16 protein-coding genes and 1 tRNA gene are annotated in these 21,403 nt (G+C 43.6%); 2 read left to right on the top strand and 15 right to left on the bottom strand.

Annotation, left to right across the window (positions count from 1 at the left end):
- Positions 1-115 precede the first annotated feature (115 nt).
- The 4 genes from HXT39_RS01100 to HXT39_RS01085 all read right to left on the bottom strand — a co-directional run bounded on the left by HXT39_RS01100 (position 116) and on the right by HXT39_RS01085 (position 4,196).
- Positions 116-1,480, bottom strand: coding sequence for a PFL family protein (locus tag HXT39_RS01100; RefSeq protein ID WP_103013910.1), 1,365 nt, complete (start codon positions 1,478-1,480; stop codon positions 116-118).
- A 38-nt stretch (positions 1,481-1,518) separates the two neighbouring features.
- The gene (locus tag HXT39_RS01095) at positions 1,519-1,857 is read right to left on the bottom strand and encodes an ACT domain-containing protein (RefSeq protein WP_102155642.1); all 339 of its coding nucleotides are present in this window, start codon (positions 1,855-1,857) and stop codon (positions 1,519-1,521) included.
- A gap of 131 nt (positions 1,858-1,988) precedes the next feature.
- Positions 1,989-3,002 (bottom strand): ribose-phosphate diphosphokinase, encoded by a 1,014-nt coding sequence (locus tag HXT39_RS01090; RefSeq protein ID WP_012914450.1) that lies wholly within the window; start codon positions 3,000-3,002, stop codon positions 1,989-1,991.
- Positions 3,003-3,119: 117 nt separating this feature from the next.
- Positions 3,120-4,196 (bottom strand): DMT family transporter, encoded by a 1,077-nt coding sequence (locus tag HXT39_RS01085; protein ID WP_012914451.1) that lies wholly within the window; start codon positions 4,194-4,196, stop codon positions 3,120-3,122.
- Between the two features lie 248 nt (positions 4,197-4,444).
- Here HXT39_RS01085 and rfbB point away from each other — a divergent pair, with 248 nt between their 5' ends.
- Positions 4,445-5,536 carry a dTDP-glucose 4,6-dehydratase gene (gene rfbB / locus HXT39_RS01080; RefSeq protein WP_102155639.1) on the top strand — a complete coding sequence of 364 codons (1,092 nt, stop codon included), beginning with the start codon at positions 4,445-4,447 and terminating at the stop codon, positions 5,534-5,536.
- A gap of 133 nt (positions 5,537-5,669) precedes the next feature.
- Here rfbB and HXT39_RS01075 read toward each other — a convergent pair.
- The 11 genes from HXT39_RS01075 to HXT39_RS01025 form a co-directional block, all read right to left on the bottom strand.
- Positions 5,670-5,754 (bottom strand) — tRNA-Ser (locus tag HXT39_RS01075).
- A 278-nt stretch (positions 5,755-6,032) separates the two neighbouring features.
- The gene (gene glf, locus HXT39_RS01070) at positions 6,033-7,262 is read right to left on the bottom strand and encodes a UDP-galactopyranose mutase (protein ID WP_103013909.1); all 1,230 of its coding nucleotides are present in this window, start codon (positions 7,260-7,262) and stop codon (positions 6,033-6,035) included.
- Positions 7,263-7,360: 98 nt separating this feature from the next.
- Positions 7,361-8,329 (bottom strand): glycosyltransferase family 2 protein, encoded by a 969-nt coding sequence (locus HXT39_RS01065; protein WP_064621478.1) that lies wholly within the window; start codon positions 8,327-8,329, stop codon positions 7,361-7,363.
- Positions 8,329-10,068, bottom strand: coding sequence for a glycosyltransferase (locus HXT39_RS01060; protein ID WP_102155637.1), 1,740 nt, complete (start codon positions 10,066-10,068; stop codon positions 8,329-8,331). The genes HXT39_RS01065 and HXT39_RS01060 overlap by 1 nt, the downstream gene beginning before the upstream one ends.
- Positions 10,069-10,125: 57 nt before the next feature.
- Positions 10,126-11,382, bottom strand: a complete 1,257-nt coding sequence (locus HXT39_RS01055; protein ID WP_102155635.1) for an ABC transporter ATP-binding protein — start codon at positions 11,380-11,382, stop codon at positions 10,126-10,128.
- The gene (locus tag HXT39_RS01050) at positions 11,382-12,227 is read right to left on the bottom strand and encodes an ABC transporter permease (protein WP_004109231.1); all 846 of its coding nucleotides are present in this window, start codon (positions 12,225-12,227) and stop codon (positions 11,382-11,384) included. The genes HXT39_RS01055 and HXT39_RS01050 overlap by 1 nt, the downstream gene beginning before the upstream one ends.
- A gap of 23 nt (positions 12,228-12,250) precedes the next feature.
- Positions 12,251-13,501 (bottom strand): acyltransferase family protein, encoded by a 1,251-nt coding sequence (locus HXT39_RS01045; protein WP_103013908.1) that lies wholly within the window; start codon positions 13,499-13,501, stop codon positions 12,251-12,253.
- An 82-nt stretch (positions 13,502-13,583) separates the two neighbouring features.
- Positions 13,584-15,887: a hypothetical protein gene (locus HXT39_RS01040; RefSeq protein WP_103013907.1), complete on the bottom strand. Its 2,304-nt coding sequence runs from the start codon at positions 15,885-15,887 to the stop codon at positions 13,584-13,586.
- An 84-nt stretch (positions 15,888-15,971) separates the two neighbouring features.
- A complete protein-coding gene (locus tag HXT39_RS01035) occupies positions 15,972-17,126 on the bottom strand; it encodes a LicD family protein (protein ID WP_033888482.1) in 1,155 nt (384 codons plus the stop codon).
- A 100-nt stretch (positions 17,127-17,226) separates the two neighbouring features.
- On the bottom strand, positions 17,227-18,165 hold the full coding sequence (locus HXT39_RS01030) for a DMT family transporter (protein ID WP_103013906.1): 939 nt from the start codon (positions 18,163-18,165) through the stop codon (positions 17,227-17,229).
- A gap of 3 nt (positions 18,166-18,168) precedes the next feature.
- Complete coding sequence (locus HXT39_RS01025; protein WP_103013905.1) at positions 18,169-20,028, bottom strand: phosphotransferase; 1,860 nt, start codon at positions 20,026-20,028, stop codon at positions 18,169-18,171.
- 405 nt (positions 20,029-20,433) lie between these two features.
- Between HXT39_RS01025 and HXT39_RS01020 the strand changes: the two genes are divergently transcribed.
- Positions 20,434-21,366 carry a glycosyltransferase family 2 protein gene (locus HXT39_RS01020; protein WP_103013904.1) on the top strand — a complete coding sequence of 311 codons (933 nt, stop codon included), beginning with the start codon at positions 20,434-20,436 and terminating at the stop codon, positions 21,364-21,366.
- Positions 21,367-21,403: the final 37 nt, after the last annotated feature.

Raw genomic sequence — 21,403 nt, 5'->3', positions numbered from 1 at the left:
GTAACGCGCTCGCTACGAAACTCGCGTTGGAAGTCCCCCGGACTTCCAACTTAAGCGAGTTTCCGCTTTGAAGGAGCTTGAAATCCTGTGATTTCAAGCTCGGTCAAAGCGCACGCTAATTCTTGAAGCTGTGTACTGGAGCAGGAATACGTCCACCGCGAGTTACGAAAGCTTCGCAGCTTGTTTGGTTTACTGGCATAATCGGCGCATATCCCATTAATCCGCCGAAGTTCGCCATTTCGCCTACACCTTTTCCAATTACTGGAATAATTCGCACAGCGGTAGTTTTTTGATTAATCATGCCGATTGCAGATTCATCCGCAATCATGCCAGAAATCGTTGCAGCGGAAGTGTTTCCAGGAATTGCAATCATGTCAAGACCGACTGAGCAAACGCAAGTCATTGCTTCAAGCTTTTCAATAGTCAAGCAGCCAGACTTCGCAGCAGCAATCATATTTGCATCTTCCGAAACGGGTATAAACGCTCCAGAAAGACCGCCAACATAGCTACTTGCCATAATGCCGCCCTTCTTAACTTGATCGTTCAGCATAGCGAGCGCTGCAGTTGTGCCGGGAGCACCAACCTGATCCAAACCGATTTTCTCAAGCACTTCGCCAACAGAATCGCCAACTGCAGGAGTTGGAGCAAGCGACAAGTCTATAATTCCAAACGGCACACCAAGCCTGCGAGAAGCCTCTTGCGCAACCAACTGACCTACGCGAGTAATTTTAAACGCAGTGCGTTTAATAGTTTCGCACAGAAAAGCAAAGTCTTTTCCTCTAGCAGCATCGAGTGCACTCGAAACAACGCCAGGACCAGACACGCCAACATTGATCACAGCATCGCCTTCAGTTACACCATGGAAGCCGCCTGCCATGAACGGATTGTCGTCCGGAGCATTGCAAAAAGCCACGAATTTAACGCAACCGTAAGAATCGTTTCCAGCTGTAGCTTCAGCAATCTTTTTAATCGTACGTCCGAGCAGCTCTACGCAATCCATGTCTATACCGGTTCGTGTTGAGCCAACATTCACAGACGAGCACACAATTTCCGTCTCGCTTAAGGCTTGCGGAAGCGACTCAATAAGCATGCGGTCTGCTGCAGTCATCGACTTTGCAGGAAGCGCAGAATACCCACCAATTAAATCAACTCCAACAGTGTGTGCTGCTCTGTCTAATGCGTGCGCAATTTGCACAAAATCTTCAGACTTTTTACAAGATGACGCTCCAACAAGCGAAATCGGAGTTACAGTAATTCGCTTGTTTACAATTGGAATTCCGTAGTCGCGCGAAATATCGTTACCGGTTTTTACTAAATCTTTCGCAAGACGTGTGATTTTTGCTTCAACTTTACAACAAACGTCCTGCACGTTTTCGCAAGCGCAATCTAGTAGGTTGATTCCCATGGTGATTGTGCGAACGTCGAGCTGTTCTTGCTCAATCATCGAATTAGTTTCGCTTACTTCCATCAGGTTGAGCATTATGTACTTCCTTACGTTTACTTAGATTGCTGCGGATTTTAGATTCTGTGCATTGCAGTGAAAATATTGCTACGCTGGCAGCGAATACGCACGCCAATTTCGTCTCCTAGCGTTTCTAATCCTGCAGCAAAATTGCCAAATTCGCAATCAACAGTAGACACGTCAACAATCATCATCATGTTGAAGAATCCGTCGACAATTGTTTGAGAAATATTCAAAATATTTACATTATGCTCGGCAGCATGTGAAGTAACTTTTGCAATAATACCAACGGTATCGCAGCCGACAACGGTAATAATCGCCCTGAAAGCATCAGATTGCAACGCTTCTTGCGATTCATTATTCTCTGCAACTGCTGTTGTGTTATTGGCGACCATATTTGCCTCCTGCCGTTTTGAACCCGCATGTTAATGCATAAAGTTTATGCATTAACGCAAATTATGCGGTTATTTGTTTCAATTTTACACATCATACGTTTTTATGCGCTTTATGCGCTTTTATACATTTTTTATGCGTAAATATTATGCTGCTTCATATCTTCCGGAAGTGCATTGCGAAGCGACACAAGCGATCCAGAGCGGAACACGGAACGAATGCCAGCAGCAAGAAGCGGCGCAATCGAAAGAACCGTCATATTATCAAGACGCTTCTCTTCAGGCACAGGAACTGTATCCGTCACAATAATCTCGCGAACTCCAGCAGCTTTCAAACGCTCAACAGCAGGTCCAGAAAGCAAAGCATGCGTTGCAACCAAAGTAACAGATTTTGCTCCAGCCTCACGCAAAGTACGTACAGCTTCGCAAATAGTGCCAGCAGTATCGATCATATCGTCTACAACAATGCAATCGCGTCCTTTAATCTCACCAATGATGCCGTGAGCTTCAGCATGGTTAGGGCGCGTAATATCGCGCGTTTTATGAATAAAAGCAAGAGGTAAATCTCCGAGTTTTGCAGCCCATTGCTCAGAGACTTTGATGCGACCAGCATCAGGAGACACAATAGTTGCATTATCGAGCTTCATAGAGTTTCGCACATAATCAATAAGCACAGGCATCGCAGTCAAATGGTCAACAGGCCCGTCAAAGAAACCCTGCTCCTGAGTTGCGTGCATGTCAACAGTCAAAATGCGCGTGGCACCAGCAGCGCGGAATAAGTCAAACATGAGTCGAGCAGTAATAGGCTCACGTCCCTGATGCTTCTTATCTTGGCGAGAATATCCAAAGAACGGTGCAACCACGTTAATACTGCGAGCAGATGCGCGTCGCAAAGAATCGACCATAAGCAGCTGTTCCATAATCCAATTGTTAATAGGATTCGTGTGTGCCTGAAGCACAAACACATCCGAACCACGAACAGGCTGAGTAAAGCGCACATACATTTCGCCATTCGCAAAATCGTAGGCAGTAGTCTCAAGCACATCAATACCAAGATACTGTGCAGTCTCATTAGCAAGTTCTGGGTATGCGCGACCCGTAACTAACATCATCTGCTTTTTTGGATTGCCTTCAAGAATTGTTGACATAATTGCCTTCCCGTTTGCAAACTGGTGTTGCGCGACATAGTCGCTTTCTATTTTAGCAGCTTGTGCGCCTCGTACGACACAACAAGCGTTTTATTTTAGCGCGTTACTTTAAAATCATTAAGAACTACGCTTGCAAAGCAAAATCATCATTACGAAAATAAGCCCGAATCCCACAAAATCTGCCCATGAAAAAACAGCTCCAGTAAACATAACAGCAGTAATTGCAGCAGTAACAGGCTCGCTAGCTCCAAGCAAAGTGCCACGAACAGAGCCTACTCGCATAATGCCCTCTAAGAACAGCCAATATGCTCCAAAAGTTCCAGCAATAACAGTAAAAGTAAAAAGCAGCATAGCGCGCAAATCTAATGCAGGCATCGTTTCCCACGGTCGCACAAACGGGAGCATAATACAACCAGAAATAATAAACGTAATGCCATTAACAGTCAGATTTCCCCATTTTGCAATCAATTTCACAGGCATAATAGCAAGCGCCGCTGTAGACGCAGCATCTGCAAGACCCCAAAGCAAACCCATAACAGGCAAAGACAGTGAAGAAAGATTACCACCTGTAGCCATTAAAGCAGTTCCTGCAAAAGCTAGCACAACTCCAATAGTTTCGCGCATAGTTGGCACGCGGCGCGTGTGCAAGCATGCGTAAACCAGCACGAACAGAAGATTAAGGCTCTGAAGCACAGTTGCAGTGCCGGAATTAGTCCAGTCGATTGTGCACAAGTACGAAACTTGCGTAAGAAGCACGCAAACTACGCCTGTAACCGCCATCGAAATCCACGTGCGACCAGTTTTCACAGCACCACTTAACTGCTTAGGAGTGCAAGCTGCAGCAGTAATGACAAATAACATGCCAGCAGCAATTTGACGAACGCAAGCGATTTGCAAAGGAGATACGCGATACGTCGACATGAGGATTTTCGAAACTGTTGCGTTTGCACCCCAAAATGCGCCACCTAAAAGAGTTAAAAATATTCCTACAAGAATAGCGTTTGTAGAATGATTTAACGCTGGATTAGGTTTATTTGGAGTACCTTCGATTGCTTTTGTTGCAGATTTTGATGTGTCAAAAGTCTTTGAACCTGTTGATTGCAATTTTGAAGATTGTTGCTTTTTTGTTGAAGAGGAATCAATATTTGATGAATCCAAATCATGCGCACTGCTACGCCAAGAAAACTTAACCATTATTAGATTCACCTCGCATCCCCAAAACAAGCAAACATGCAGTAATTATTGCACATCTACTCAACTAATTTGCTGGTAAACAACACTTTAGAAAAACATACTCTACTTGCACACACGAAAGAAATGTATAGTATTAAAAAATTACAATTCAAAACGCGCGCATTAAACAATAAAATCAACGAAATAAACCAAAATAACAACGTGACTTAAGCCATAAACCAACGCACTAGTCATATGAAGGCGGAAACATGCACAACTACGCATCAAACAGTAATATTTTTCAACCACACCACATTTTAGTTACTGGCGGCGCAGGTTTTATTGGATCTAATTTTGTGCATTACATAGCTAAATATCATGTAACGGTTGCTGTTACGGTACTTGATTTGCTTACTTACGCTGGGAATATGGCAAATCTTTACGACTTACCTCAAGATTTTGCAAACAACCGATACGCTTTTATTCGCGGAGATATTCGAGACGAAAATATAGTTGATCAGCTATTAGATCCGCATAATCCAATTAAAACTGCAGAAGGAACAACACTTCCTGCTATAGACGCAATCGTAAATTTTGCTGCAGAATCACACAACGATAATGCAATCGAGTTTTCTGACCCGTTTATAAGCACAAATATTTTAGGAACGCATACACTCATTAAATTCGCACACAAATATAATATTCGCTTCCATCAAGTAAGCACCGATGAAATTTACGGAGATTTTCCTATTGACAGCGTGCTTAAATTCGACGAGTCAAGTCCATATTGTCCATCTAGTCCATATTCTGCAAGCAAAGCTGCAGGCGATCTCTTGGTAAAAGCATGGTGTAGAACTTACGGTTTGCGCGCAACTATTTCGAATAGCAGCAATAATTACGGGCCACGACAGCATATTGAAAAGTTTATTCCTCGCCAAATTACAAACATTATGTGCAATATGCCAGCAAAATTGTACGGCGTAGGAGATTCGATACGCGATTGGATCCACGTTGAAGATAATTGCGACGCAATATGGCATGTTCTAACGCGTGGAACAATCGGTGAAACATATAATATTGGCGCTAACTGTGAAATTAACAACATAAATATTTTGCGGATTTTGATGCAACTCATGGGCGTGCCAGAATCAAATATAACGTATGTAAATCCCAGAATAGGCGAGGATAGGCGTTACGCACTAGATACTACGAAAATTCGAACACAATTAAAATGGGAGCCTAAACACGATAATTTGAAGCAAGAATTGCAAGAAACAATATCATGGTACGACTCTCACGCCGATTTATGGAAGCCTATTAAAGCGCAAGTCGAGCAGCATTACGCTGAATTAGGGCACTGAATTTGGGTGACGAAATTGCGCTCGACGACCTGCCTGAGTGATTAGAGTGTAACATGCGCGACGTCGGGTAAGCGGCAATCGGGTTTTCGGCATGAAAAAAGGGCTTCTAGCGATTGGCTAGAAACCCTAGGAGCGGAGAATACGAGATTCGAACTCGTGAGGCTGTTACACCAACACGCTTTCCAAGCGTGCGCCATAGACCACTAGGCGAATTCTCCAAACTGCTAACTTAGCAATCAAACTGCTTGCCAAGCAAACAACTTAAATAGAATACCACGAATCGCGGATATTGCAAACTCGCGCGCGCCGACAACCTTTTTGGGGGCACTCGCGCAGATTGCGTTCTGCATTAGGGTCGAATTTTGCTTGTTTTGGGACACTCGCGCAGTCAGCAAACTGCATCCGTGTCCCTGATTGCCGTTTTAGCGCGCGCTCAGGTTACATGCTTTCAGGTTACGCGCGCGGCGGCTAATCGCAAGAACGCCCACCAAACCACCTAAGCCAGCAACGGCACCACTTGAGATTCGTAAGCGCGCAAAGCCATGTCGATTACGTTGTGCATATCGTAATAGCTGTAAGTTCCCAAGCGACCGCCGAAAACTGTGCGAGACTCAGCCGCAGCAAGCTCCGCATAGCGCGCGTACAAGGCTTTATCTGCATCAGTATTCACAGGATAGTAAGGCTCATCGTCGCGAGTTGCAGCGCGAGAATACTCCTGCCACACTACAGTTTCCCCAGCTTTCACGCTTTTTCCAGGCACAAAATCAGCCTCGCCACTAGCCTCTCCGCCAACTTCTTCACGCTCTGGATTAAAGTTCTTAAACTCAATCGCGCGCGTAAATGGCACATCAGCATCCGAATAGTTCATAACTGGGCAGCCAAAATGGTCGCTCTCCTCGTAACGCACTTCCTTAAAGTCTACAGTGCGCCACTTCAACTCGCCGAGCGCGTAGTCAAAATACCTATCAACCGGACCGGTATAAACAACCGGCACTCCAGCTTCCGCCAGCGCGCGCTTATTAAACGGCTGAGATTCGTCGAAGAAGTCTACACCAAGCGAAACGTGAATACGCGGATCGTCAATCATGCGCTGCATCCAAGCCGTGTAGCCGTCCGTAGGCAAGCCTTCCCAAGTGTCCTTAAAGTAGCGATTATTATAGTTAAATCTCACAGGCAAGCGCTTAATAATTCCAGCAGGAAGCTCGGAAGGATCCGTCTGCCACTGCTTTGCCGTGTAGTTTTTAATAAACGCTTCATAAAGCGGACGACCAATTAAGCTAATGCCCTTATCGTTCAAATTTTGCGGATCTTTGCCAGCCAACTCCCCCGCTTGGCTTGCAATCAAAGCCTTTGCTTCCTCTGGCGTGTAGTGCGCGTGGAAGAACTGGTTAATTGTACCCAAGTTGATTGGCAGCGGATACACTTCGCCGTCGTGCGTTGCGTACACGCGATGTACGTAGTTAGTAAACGACGTAAAACGATTCACATAATCCCACACGCGCTTGTTGCTTGTGTGGAAAAGATGCGCTCCGTACTTGTGAATTTCGATTCCTGTGCGCTCGTCAAAATACGAGTAAGCGTTTCCACCGATGTGATTTCGAACGTCAATAATTTCAACGCGAGCGCCCGTATGCTCCACTGCTTGCTGAGCTACAGTTAAGCCGAACAATCCTGCTCCAACAACTACTAAATCTGGGTAAGTTGCTGATTTTGCTTTTTCGTACATTTTATTCCTTTATAAGATACGTCTATTTTGAAATTATGCTTTATATATTCCCGTTATTAAGCTATTCCAGTTATTAACCTAGCATTTCGCTTGTTGCGCTACTTATTTTTAGGAAAATCAACTTTTGGATTAAATCTAATCGCTTTTAGCATTTGACCAATCATTTTGCGGCGCAACTTTCTCTCAACATGCCCTCTTCGCATTTGACGAACTACATTTGCGCAGAAAAGCAAGTATTTTGCTTTACCTTCGTGATGCAAACGGTAAGATGCTTGATTACGCACGCCGTATGCGAATTTCCAAGCATTCTTTTTGTCAATCATTGTAAAGTTCACACCCTTGTTTGCTCCCATGTCATGCATAATTACACTATCGAGAACCTGCACGCCCGGGCATACACGCGTAATACGAAGTGTATATTCGGCATCATCGAACCAAATAAAGTATTCTTTAAATGGCAATCCGTACTTTTCTATAACCCAACGAGGAATAAGCACCGACACAAACGAACAGCTTGTAACCATAACGAGATTGTTAAATCCTTTAGCAATAAGCCTTCCCCAATCCCACGTTGGTACTGGATTGTTCATTTCGCAAATCGATCCGTCCACGAACTTCACCATTGAGCAAGCATACGGAACATCCGCACCAAGCTCACCTACGGCAGCATTAAATCCATCTAGAAGCTTTTCCAAAGCTTGTGGCTGAGGATAGCCATCGTCGTCAAAAATCCACACGAAATCTGCGCCAAGCTCGTACCCTTTACGCATACCAGCACTAAAACCGCCTGCACCGCCAACGTTTTCTGGCAAATTTACAACAGTAAGATTTACTCGATTCTCCAAATGACCATTCGCAAAATCGCGAGTGTACTCTTCCAAATATTTATCCGTGCCATCAGTTGAAGCATTGTTGACAATGATTAGTTGATTTGGAAGTCGCGTTTGAGATTCTAACGAAGCCAATACGGTTTTTAGTTTCTCTAACCTGTTAAAAGTTACTACAACAGCCGCAACATTAACGCTATCTTTTGATTTATTAGCATCCACTACTTGAGCATTTGACATTACTTGCTCCATTCTTCAAATAACTTAGTAAATAACGTTTCTGCAGATTCGAGTTTTGCAAAATTGCGCAATTTTTCAACTTCTTCTTTTAACAATAATGAACGATATGAATCATTCTCCATAATCTTAAACAATTCCTTTACAGACGCTTTAACAAAACTAGAAGTCATTCTTGGCAATAACGCACTTTTTGCTATAACAGTTTTTTGCGATCCAACATCCGATGAAATTACTGGAACTCCATTAGAAAGCGCTTCAATAGTTGTAAGCGTAATACCCTCGTTTACAGAGCTAATAAGTAGCACGTCCGCATCATCATACGTTTTTTGAGCTGGAATTTTCATAGATCTGCGCTCAATAACGTTTTCAAGACCATACCTAGATATAAGTTCTGAAACATATGTGTCTAATTCGCCATCTCCATGCAAAATGAAGTGGAATTTTCCTGGATATTTTTTGTTTAAAGCTTTTGCAACAAGAACAAACGCTTCTGGACGTTTTTGTCTTGCAATCCTTCCAACAAAAGCAACATTCAGAACATTTTTATTTTTTCTCGGCGATACGCAATCGTTTCCAATTCCAGCAGTAAGACCAATAAGTGGAGCGTCAACAATCTTGGAAGATTCAATACCATGCACATCATGCAACCAATTTTCAAGTTGTGGAGAAATAACATGGTGCAAATCAATCCACTTATCGTGTGTTACAGCTTCATGCGGATATCCTCCACAATTTATGTATTCAACAATATGCAGCGAATCAATAATATGTGTTTCTGGGGAGAATTGTTTAGCCCACCAAATATGGTCGTAAAGCCATTGGCAATGGTGTATTGCTATTGCTTTAATGTCAAATTGCTCAAACAAAGATCTTAAAAGTGGAACATCCGCCCAATATTCTCTAATTGGTGGAGTAAGTGGTAATACAAGAGCATCATCACAGAAATCTTTCGTAATCCACGGCTGGTGACCGTCTCTATCTGTGATAACAATTGGCACAAAACCAGCTTTTTTGGCAAGTTTTATTGTTTCTACAGCCCATCTTTCTGCACCACCAGCTTGCAGCCAATGCAAACCTATAATAATAGCTTTTTTAGCTCCTTCAACTCTTTTAGCAGGAGAAACACAGTCCAATCTAGCATCTTTTATATTTGATAAATCCCAATTTTCTTGTTTTGCAATTTCTCTTTGGTGAGCATTTGCAACATAATCAAACTTCTTTTTATTCCAAGGACAATACGCTTCAACAAGTTTCTTCGAATCACACTCGCGTTTTTTGCGCATTACTTCCCTAACAACATCAAACATAGAAGGTGCGTGTAATTCACACTCTTTGTAAATGTGCTGCTTTAACGTATCAGAAGCCCAGTGAGACATCACATCATCGTCGGTTGCATCATCTGGTGTCAGCAACAAATACCTAACGCCATTATCTTTAAACAGTTTGCCTTCATTCCAAAATTCTTTTGTGTATTCGCTATTAGTTTTAACAGTTGATTGTGCACTAAAAGTTGCGATTGGTTTCAATCCTTCGTTTTTTGTACAAGCACCGTCAAAAACTGAGAAATCAGCTAAACGAGGATACTGCCATTTTTGACCCATGTAAACTTGATATTGCAAAGTTCTAGACGGTGCAGTTAATGAATGATAGTTTATAGCGCCCACAATAAGCCTGCGTTGACGCTCGCTTAAAGAGTCTATATAAGTTTTTGCATTAACATCTAGATTAAAGAAATTCATTACTAAAACACCCTTATTTTTAGCCTTTAGCACATATAAAACCAGCAATAAATAAAGCTAGCATTTATAATGCTTTAAGCAAGTAAAAGTCATTGCATTGTCATTTAAGAGCGCATACTCACGGTTTTGACTATCTCTTACAGCAAACATGCACGAATTACTGTCGTTAGTAAACGCAACCATATCTGTTAATTCAGGATCAGTTTTGCTTCTAGTACGAAGAGAGGCAACAAGCTTAAATTCGCCATTATTTAAGATTTTAAGAGGCACTTCAAATTCAACTTTTTGTCTTCCTGTTCCTTCGAGCTCAATTTTATCTGCTCCAGAATCATACGTGATTCCTCCACGTTTTATGTCGTGCATTGCTACAGCTATAAAATATTTCCCAGGCTCATTGAATTCATATTCAATAGCAAAACGGAATTTTTCTTTACAATTAAGCAACTGCTTACTCAAAGGAACAATGCGCATAAATGGCACTCGCTCATTCAAGCCAACAGCATAACTATCTTCACTTTCTCCGCCATTTTGGCTAGAAAGATTTTCTAGAGTATAACGATTTGCAACATCGTCTTTATCTCCGTTAACAATCACTTCGCCATTCTTAATAAGAATAGCTTTATTGCAATAACGCTTTACTGCGTTCATATCGTGCGTAACGAGAATAACTGTTTTACTTACGTCTTTTTTAACCTTTGCAAAATATTCATCGCATTTTCTTTGAAAAGCTTCATCTCCAACTGCAAGAACTTCATCAAGTACTAGAATATCTCCCTGAGCTTGAATTGCAACTGAAAATGCAAGACGCACTTGCATACCAGAAGAGTAGTTTTTAAGTTTTTGATCCATAAACTCTTCAAGTTCTGCAAAATGCACTATATCGTCATACATGTTTTCAATTTGCGAGCGCGTAAAACCTAATAGTGCTCCATTTAAAAACACGTTTTCGCGACCGGTTAGTTCTGGGTTGAAGCCTACGCCAAGCTCAATGAATGGCACGAGTTTTCCGTTGACGTGTATGCGTCCGGAGTCTGGTACGTAGATTCCAGAGATGAGTTTGAGTAGGGTTGATTTGCCGCTTCCGTTGCGTCCTACGATGCCGAAGAAGTCGCCTTTGCGTACTTCAAAGTTGATATCACGCAGAACGTGCTGTTCTTTGTAGCCTTTGATACCACGCGTCCAATTAATAAACGCCTGTTTCAAACCGCTTGCTTGCTCAGTTGGTAGCTTAAAGTATTTGCCTACGTGTTCTACTGAAAGTACGACTGGTTGCAACTCTTCTTTTTCAGTATTTGTCAACTCAATCTCGCTCATTACATCACCTCAGCAAACTTACGATTGCACTTGCGGAACACTGCGACGCCGAGCACACACAAGATTACGGTTAATACTACCGGAACCATCATCAGCAAAGGAGACCCTACTAAATTCCACACAGTAGGCTGAGTAAGAGGTGCTACAAGATTGTGGCGCAAATCTTGAATACATTGTGCAATAGGGTTAAGTAACTGCACTTTTGCAATAACCGTTCCCCATCTTCCTAAAGAATTATTACCAATCACCATGCTTAGAGGGTAAATGATTGGCATTGCGTAAAACAGTACTTGTTGCGCCACGTCCCACAAGTGCGCAATGTCGCGAAAATACACGTACATAGTTGCTAGCAGCAGCGTTACGCCTAATGCTAATGCGTACAACTGTATACAATTCAAAGGAACTAATAGCACCCACCACGTAAATTGCACGCCTGAGCAGATGGCAAAAATGATTACTACCACAAGATTTATTGCAAAACTGATTAACGCGCCAACAGTTGCCGAAACCACCACAATATAGTTAGGAAAATGGATTTTACGCAGCAAATCTCCACGGTCTACCACCGCACGTAAACCAATCGAAGTAGCCTCGCCAAAGAACTGCCATGCGCTAATGCCAAGCAAAAGCACAACTGGATAGGTGGGCGTGCCATCCGACATTCGCAAAAACTTTGCAAACACTGCATACATTACGCAAAACAGCATAAGCGGTCGCAAAACCGACCACGCAACTCCCAAGAAAGACCCTTGGTAGCGCAATTTGAAATCAGTTTTCACCAGCTCTTTAAGAACCACCCACGAATAGTGGTATCTTGCGCGCAACTTATCTACAATGTTTTTCACAAGATATATAGTTTACCAGTTACTTACTCCATTTTGGATTGCGAATCCGTTTTGTGCACAGAACATACGCAATTGGCGACATGCTCCAAAGTTAGCGCAATTCGGTTGGAAATTGGTTTGATAACGAGATCTATTACAACTGCAACAACTGAAAGTGCTGCGTACGTACAAATTAAAGTAATTGCGTAAAGTAGCACTATGAGTGCGCTTGAGGAAGTTGTAGGAAGCATCCACGCCACGAACGTCCACAACGCTATGAAAATAAACATGTGCTCGTGAAGAAGGTACACTCCGAAAGTTGCTTTGGAAACGCGCAAAATTACAGTTCTTGCTAGTCCTTTAATTCGCAGCATATTTATTCGGTGTACGAGAATGAAAATACACATTGCAATAATCATTGGCAGTATTCCAATGCCGCCATGGATCTGCTGATCCCACGTAAGAACTCGCACAAACTTATTCCCGGATGAAGCAACATAGTCGAAAGCGAGCATAAGAACAGTAGATATTGCTACGCACGCACAAAGTCGCTTCGTAGTAAGTTTTTTTATTCCGCTACCGTACTGCGCAATAAAAGCTCCGGCTAAATATCCAAAAATTGCGTAAATAATATCGTTCCAAGTATAATTTTTGCCAAAATATAGCGGAATAAGTGAGATTGACGCAAGAAGTACCAGCAGCATAGCATGATTGCGCTGAGTCATGTGACTTATAAGAATGTTGATAAAAGGCATGAACATGAGCATGATTAAGTACGCGCTCATGAACCAATAGCTTCGGTAAGTAAATGGCGTCACATTCCATAACAGCGTGTAGACAAGTTCTTTTCCGTGAAGTAAGTTGCTCAAATTTTCCGGAAGTAAGCCAAAGCAGTCTGCTACGAAGGTTACTGCCAGCACGATAATGCAGTAGAAGAACATTTGCGCCCACGCTGCAAAAACGCGTCGGTAGCGGAAGGTTTTGCGACATAAAAAGTAGCCGGAAATAATAAAGAAGGTTGAGACACCAACTTGACCGTATTGTACGACTAAGAATTTAAGTGCTGAACGCAAGCCTGGAGCCGGCAAAAGTTCCATATTGAAACTGTGCTCGCGAATGTTCAAATGTATGATCATGTGGCAGGCCACAATCATAAGCATTGCAATAATTCGCAAGACTTCAACTTGCAGGTCTTTTTGCGTGCCATTTTGCAGGTCTTTGCTCGATTGTAATACCGCTTGAGCTTGTGCAGAAGACGCTACTTTTTGCGCTGATTGTTTCTGTTCTACTACCATATTTTCTTCTTCAAAATTTTTTTATTCAAATTATCTGAATTGTAATTTACTAATAGTAACCAAATTGCAACTGATTCGTCTGTTACGTAAGTGGCGAGAACCAGGATTCGATACTTCTGTATATACTCGGCCTAGTGCCTTGAAGGTCTGAGTATCGTCCGTTGGCAAGGAGGTTTAAGGAACACAAGCCCACGCTGGAAATCACCAGAATAATCAAAACTTTGTGCATTAACTTAAAGTTGGCTTTAGAAGGCGACTCCTCGCCTGTTTCGTTGACGCAACCAGAAGGAACGTCAACCATGTGCGCGCAAGACGAGACTTTGTCTACAAGACTTGCAATCACCATAATTGCACACAACGCTAGCAGCCAGCCAAAATCACTAAAGTACCTGCTGGAAATTCCTACTACTTCCGCATCTAATACCATAAGCAGTATCGACAATGTTAAGCCGAGCGTAAAGAATCCAGCAAGCTGCTTTTTGCGTAATTGTTGCTTTACTACCGGGTACAGTACTACGGCTGCGCATACAGGAGAGTAAGCGAGTAGGCCGCCAAAGAATGGCTCCATAATGATTTGCCCGTGGAACATTGACGGCAGCACGGATTGTTCCATAAACGGAAAAACTGGCGTAATAGTAATAGGCTGGAACAGGTACATCCATACTCCCCATGGGATTCGCGCCCAAGAGTAGGAGCGGTGAACCATGTCAAAACCGGTGAGATTGTAGGTTGCACCAAAATCGAGTGGAGAACCGAAACGCGCGTAGTTGTACCAGCAGGCGGCTAAGCCTATAAGAATCATTGGTGCGATTACGCATATAGTATTGATTACGCTGCTTCGTTTGAAGGCAAAAAATAGACGGTACTTTACGATTTCTTCCTTAAAAATTACGAAAGCAAACAGTGACGCCAGAATAAATTGCGGTCTACACCATAGGTTTAGTGCAATACATACTGCTCCCAGAATGAGTAGCGACTTCCGTAAGTACGGGGTTTCAGAAAGAGCATCTTGAGTAGTTCGCGCTTGTAGCCACAATCCCAGTCCTAAGCAGGTGAAACACAATGATGACAGCATAGGAAGCGAGTAGATTTGCGGCAGATACACCTGAATTAGCACTCCGCTGGACATGAGCATAACGAGATGCGACAGCACAAGGAAGCCGAAGGATCGCTTTGGGAAGAAGCGTCGAAGTAATTGCACCATAAGATAGATAGAAGCAATTGCGAAAGCGACAGCAAAGAAGGCGACGGCGTAATCTGTACGCAAATCGTGGCCGGTAAGTACTTTGAACGGCACAAAAAGTAACAGTGCAGGAAGTGCGCCGAAGTAAGTAAAGTAGTGGCTTCCGTGGAACGCATAATCCCAGTAAGTTGGTTGACCAGTTTTTATCGACATGGCGTAGCGCGCGCCTGCATCGTAAGGGTTGCTCATATTCGGCAGCCAGTCAGGAACCGGCAGATCCAAGTACAGGTGACCTTTGAGCAGACTGTTGGCGAGGTGATTGTACTGGTTGGCGTCACATATAAAGCCGCCGTTATTACACACACCAGCTGTAAACATGTGTTGAGTACCAGTAACTTTCGTTACTCCAATAAGTATTGCGCACTGCACTAGCATTAACGCAACAAGCCACAACTGCTGCTTGCGCACACGCAAATCAAGTGCTTCTTTATAAATGCGCGAACGCGGAGCCAACGCGTATATCGCGTAAGCAATCAGCAACAACATCACGACACGAATAAGTGAAATATGTAACGGTCTACGCTGGTTCAACGCAAGATTAGCAATTGTAAAAGAATCGCCTTTCTGAAGCTTCGTGCTCAAACGCAAGCCCGCAACTTTATCAACCGCATGCACGCGCACATACTTCGTATCGTTCACATTCGACGTAACTGGCTGAGACGCAACTTGAATATAGGAAGTACTATTGCCGCCATCCAACACATACACAGCAATATCGAGTGTGCGAGTGTGAGGCGAGCGCGTATCGACGTAAATGTTATTTATTTGAGAAGGCTGAGCGTAATGCAATTGTATGTATTGATCGTTTTTGCCGGTAACTGTATACACGTCGCCGTGACGCGTCAAACCTGCACCGGTTGAAACTCTCTGAACAGGAGTTGGCTTGAATCCTGACGATTCGATTGCCGGAAAGTTGAACCATACAAGTTCCAGCAGAAGCACAATAATAAGCGGCATAATTAGCGATATGCGTCGTAAAACAGAACGCGTAGCGCGAGCACAATCGCGACTGCACTGTATCGCACTGCTTATTGCACCACTTATTGTGCTACTTACTGCACTACCCGCCATCGTTACGTTTCTTTCTGCCGCCACATCATTTACAGCAGTCGCATTACCGTTACTATTGCTCGTATCGCCCATATGCACACCTGTTAATTCCTTCGTACTATTGCCATTCTTAACGTTACTGTTTTGTAGAGTTACCGTTTTGTAGCGTTACATAACTCACTCAAGTCTGCCACAATCGATCGCATACGGATTTGAACGAATATCCTGCTCGATTACATCGTCAGCATGGCTGCTATGCAACGATTCACAGTCGACATGACGGAAGTGCGTAATAATATCCGACGGCAGCTGATAAATATCACCATACACGCGTTCCAAAATATCTTCCGATAACTGCGGTATAGCAACAGAAAAATCTTCAAAAGTTGCCATTTTTACTGGAAACATTTCGGCACATCGTGCAATATACAAATTCTCAGCATCAACATTATCCAAACCGTACACCACGTTGCGCGCGCAAGACTTACTCACCACAAGCCCCTGGTTTACAGCCTTCTTTTGGAAACTCTGAAAAATCTGTTCAATCTCCGCAGTATATTCGCCGCCCTGCTCAACATAACCGCGGTCAAGCCATGTGTTGAAAAAAGTCTGCGAACGCAACTCTTGCTGCAAATCCTTACGCAAAGACACAAAACTCTGCTGCTGTTCAGGCGTCAAATCAGGCGCGTAATCGTAGAAGAAAATATCCAAAAAACAAGGATTACTATTATTCGCGTAACGGAACCGCAACTGACGGCAGCACACGTACGGATCGTACACGAGCACCGCACGGTAGCGCGCGCACAACGCGGCATCCTCGCGCAACATCGTTAGCAGCTTATCAATATCCTCTCGCATCATACCCAAGTCAACATCGTCATCCCAAGGTATAAACCCACGATGACGCACGCAACCGAGCAGCGTACCAAAATCAGCCCAATACTGAAGATTATGCTGCTGCGCAATCTGCGCAAACTCGCTCAGCAGCGACGCGCAACCACGTTGTATAACGCGCATAGAACCTGTAGCTTTCGGCAAACTAAGGAAGAAACGCTTATGTGCATCCACGCTACTTTCGCCATCTTTCCTATAGTTTGACCAAGCCATAATCGAAGACTGCTCACGATTCGTCAAAATCTCCGCACGCAACGACTTCTCAACGTTATACTGCCCAACCTCAAGATGAGCGCAGCGAGCGTCGACACATTCTTGCAATCGAGAAATTTGCGTTTGAATAGCACTCAGCTGCTCGCGCACTTCCACAATAGAGCGTTTTGACGAAGGGAGTCTGCCTATTATCCAACTCACTATGCGACGTAACTGCGAAACCATAAGTTCATTACTCCCTCATTATTTAAAAACATACTTGCTATAGCGTACTGCTATAAACTGTTGCCACAATGCAATACAGGTTTATCATACTCCGTTGCGATTATTTTTCGGAAGCCACCACTACCGTCCCCGCAATTATCACCACGCAACAAACCCACGCAATAAGCGGCGGAATCGTTTGAGAAAGTAACGCTGCTGCAATCATGCTCCACGCCGCGTACGTAATATTTCCAGCCATAGCGCGCGTCGCACCAACCTGAGCAATACCGCGGTAGTAGCACAAGTAGGAAGCAGCACCAAGTAACGCTATAAATATAGCTAACGCAATAAAGCCGGCTGATTGCATAATCTTTACGCTAAAAACCGGCAGTATCGTACACAACGGCACAATGAGTAAGGCGTACGACAGTGCGGAAACAGTTTCGCGCACGTGCAGCATTACTTCGTCGTCCACGCTTTGCTTTCTGGTAGCCCACGCGCAAGCAACGGCTTCACTTCCCCAACCAATAACACTGAAAATAGCCGCAATCAAACCTAAGACTATGCTGCCCGGAGAGAAGACAGTTGCGGTTGAAGATTCCGCGCAAGAACAGTAGCCAAGCACTCCTACCGCAATAAGCGTTACAGCAAAAGCACAATATTTCAACGCACTTAAGCGTTCGCGCAACACAATAGAAGAAAGTACTATGCCAAAAGCCGGGTACAGTGCGGAAATCGCAGCAGCGTAACCGGCACCAATATTGCTTGCCGCAATAGCGTAACCGGTCATACCAATTGGGCCTCCAAGAAGCGAACTCAACACAATAGGCACAATCAATTTCGTACGTTTGCAAAGAGCAACAGTTTCGCGCAACTTTGAACGACAAGCCATATAAATCCACAATATTACAGCACACACAACATCGTGAACGCAAGCGCCCACAACGCCCACATACCATACTGCAGAAGGTGTTAAACCATGAACAGATAACGCAACCAATACCGCAAGCAAAGCAGTATCAAGTCCCCAAAACAGTCCGCTTATTAAGGAATATTTCATAAATCACACCTTTACTACAGAGCCTGCAGACCCGTCACAACCAGCAGATTCAGAGGATTCAGCGGATACGGCACCATATTCGCTCGAAGCGCGGTCGACATAACGTTTCGCATAACGGTAATACAAATAACGACAGTCACCTACAGGCTCCCCCTCAGCCTCTTTTACCAACGACCACAAATACCAACACCACCCCGCAAAACCAACGTACGCCATGCAATGACGACGCTCAGCACAAGTAGGATTGCGCTCAAAATACTCCGCTAGAACCGCGTCAAATTCCTGCTCATTAAGCGCGTCAGACACGCACAACGTACCCAAATCCTGCGCATAATCCGACATCCCCGCATACTCCCAATCAATCAGATGGTAGCGTCCAGCAACATCCACAAGCACATTCGCACCCAATATATCGTTGTGCGCCAAGCAAATTTTTTGACAAGCATCTTTACTCACGCACTCATGCAAACAATCAACCTTATGAAGCAAAGCGTCAGCACCCTCAGGCAACGCAACACGGCGAGCGCGCAAATCGCGCAAATAACGCTGAGATTCCTCATAAAAATCGAAGCATCTACTCACCGTAGCACCACTGTTGTGAAGCTTACGAATCAGACACATACCTTCGCGCAAATCGCAAGAATCGTGAAAATCAGCGGTACGACAACCTTTCAAAAAATGCGAAATTTTCCAGCCGTATTTCGGATCATCCGCAACCAACGTACCGTCCAAACCAAGGCGCTGCGCCGCACGCAAAGCCTCATCCTCAGCCTGGCGATTCACCAACACATCCGTGCCAACCCCCGGATGACGGTACACATACTCGTTAGAACCAACCATAAAATGGCAAGAAAGATTCGTCAAACCATTTTTCAACGGGTAAACGTCGCGAATATCCGACTTTTTGCAACCAAGCACCTTAACGATGCGGTCAAAAACTTCACTGTCAACATTTTCCAAAAACAGCGGATCAAACTCGCGAAGCTCATCTAACGAATCGAACTCGTGAATAATCGGCGCATCGTAGCGGCGCATGCGCATATCAAGCTCGTCTAAATGCTCAATCAAAATGTCTTCCCACAACTTGCCAGCAGTCTGCGGCAAATCATATTCCGCACGCAAAATTCGCACAAACTTAGCCGAAAATTCGCTGTCAAAATACACGTGACCAATCATGTACCACGCATCACTGCCACCAATAGTTACCGAAGTAATGCGATCGTGCGCACCTACACTCATACACCACTCTTTAGTGCGGCCCCGCTGATATTGCGCAGAATAGTAAGCCTTCCACACGTATGGTTCAAAAGGATTTTCGTCGAAATAATTGTCAGAAGAACAAATATACGTGTTACTTAAAAGGTGAGCAACAGCCATGATTGAACTGTTGTTGTTGCGCTCACGATATTCCTTATTTGGCACGATTTTTACGCAAAAATCGCCTTTAGTAAACTTGTCTTCCAAATAGAAGAAACGTTCCTGCTTGTATCCAACTACTACGCTAATATCGTTAATTCCTGCCGCTTGTAATTGACGAATTTGTCGTTCAATAAGCACTTCGCCGCGCACAGTGAGTAAACCTTTTGGCAATTCGTAAGAAATCGGGGAAAAGCGGGAGGAAAGGCCAGCTGCCATAATCACCGCATTGTGGACGCGATGCGGTTCGAGTGCGGTAAGACCTTTTGATGTAACTTCACCATTAACAACAAACCCATGCTGAATAGCATCGCGTAACGCACTATTTACTGTGCCTAATGAAAGCTTCGTATGCTCAGCTATAGTACGTTGATTACTTCCTGGCAAACGTTGCAATGCTGATATTACAGCAAATTCGTTATGAGTTAATGCTGAATATGCTTCCATAACAGTGTCTCCATGCACTAGCCGAGGTGCATAATGATGGCTCTATACATTTTGTTGCATTAGTATAGTATGCACAAAGGTGTTCAAAAATAATTATTATTAGTTTATTTTGAACATTTGACACTGTTTGCAGCATACACTTTTATACGTATTGCATGGCACCATAACTATTCTTAATACTCACATTCATTACATAACTTGAAAAAATTACATAACACTTGCCACGCAGTATAGCAGACTATATGCGCAAGTACTACGCACAGTACTGCACACTGCCACATAAACGCAAATAGATTGTTGCACTACAATCCACAACAATAGGTAAGATAACAGTGATATGCACATAGTATAAGAACATTACTGCTCATTCCATGCGCACCATTCGCCATTATGAAGGGACATATTATGACTTCTGTCGCAGTGCTGCTGCCGTGCTATAACGAGGCAATCACCATTGAAAAAGTTGTTAAAGACTTTAAGGCGGCACTTCCAGAAGCAACAATATACGTGTACGACAACAACTCAACGGACAATACTGCAAAAATAGCCAAAGAAGCAGGTGCTGTGGTTCGTAAAGAGCCAAGACAAGGCAAAGGCAATGTGATTCGTGCAATGTTCCAAGACATAGACGCAGATGTTTACGTAATGGCAGACGGCGACGACACATATCCTGCTGAAGCGGCACCAGATATGGTTGCAAAAATCGTTGAAGGCTACGACATGGTTATTGGCGACCGTCTAAGTTCTACGTATTTCCAAGAGAATAAGCGACCATTCCACAATTTTGGAAATCGTTTAGTTAGAGGCGCAATTAACACGCTTTTCCACGCAAAAGTAACTGATATTATGACAGGCTACCGTGCTTTTTCTTTTTCATTCGTAAAGACTTATCCTGTACTTTCGCGCGGATTTGAAGTTGAAACAGAAATGACAATTCATTCGCTTAACAACAATATAAAACTGTACGAAATGCCAATTCAGTATCGTGACCGCCCAGAAGGATCAGTTAGCAAGCTAGACACAGTTGGAGACGGTATTCGAGTGCTTTCAACCATTTTTCACATGATTCGCGAATACAAACCAATGCCTTTCTTTGGAACACTTGGCGTAATAATAACACTGTGCGGAGTAGGAGCATGCATGCTTCCATTCATAGAATTTTGGCGCACACACCTAGTAACACGCTTCCCTACTCTAATTGGTGCTGTAATGCTAATTATTACAGGATTACTATTCTTTATTTCCGGAATTATTCTTGAGATTTTAGCCAAAAATGAGCGCAAACGTTTTATAGAACAAGTAAACCTTTTTGATTACATAAAAAGAAATAGAAAGTAGCAACCTGTGCGAGCCGTCATAAAAAACAATCTTAAAC

The organism is Gardnerella sp. DNF01159 (genome assembly GCF_049244215.1).
Classification (GTDB): Bacteria; Actinomycetota; Actinomycetes; order Actinomycetales; family Bifidobacteriaceae; genus Bifidobacterium; species Bifidobacterium swidsinskii.
Note: the sequence above shows the minus strand (reverse complement) of the source record. Positions and strands in the feature narration are given on the sequence as shown.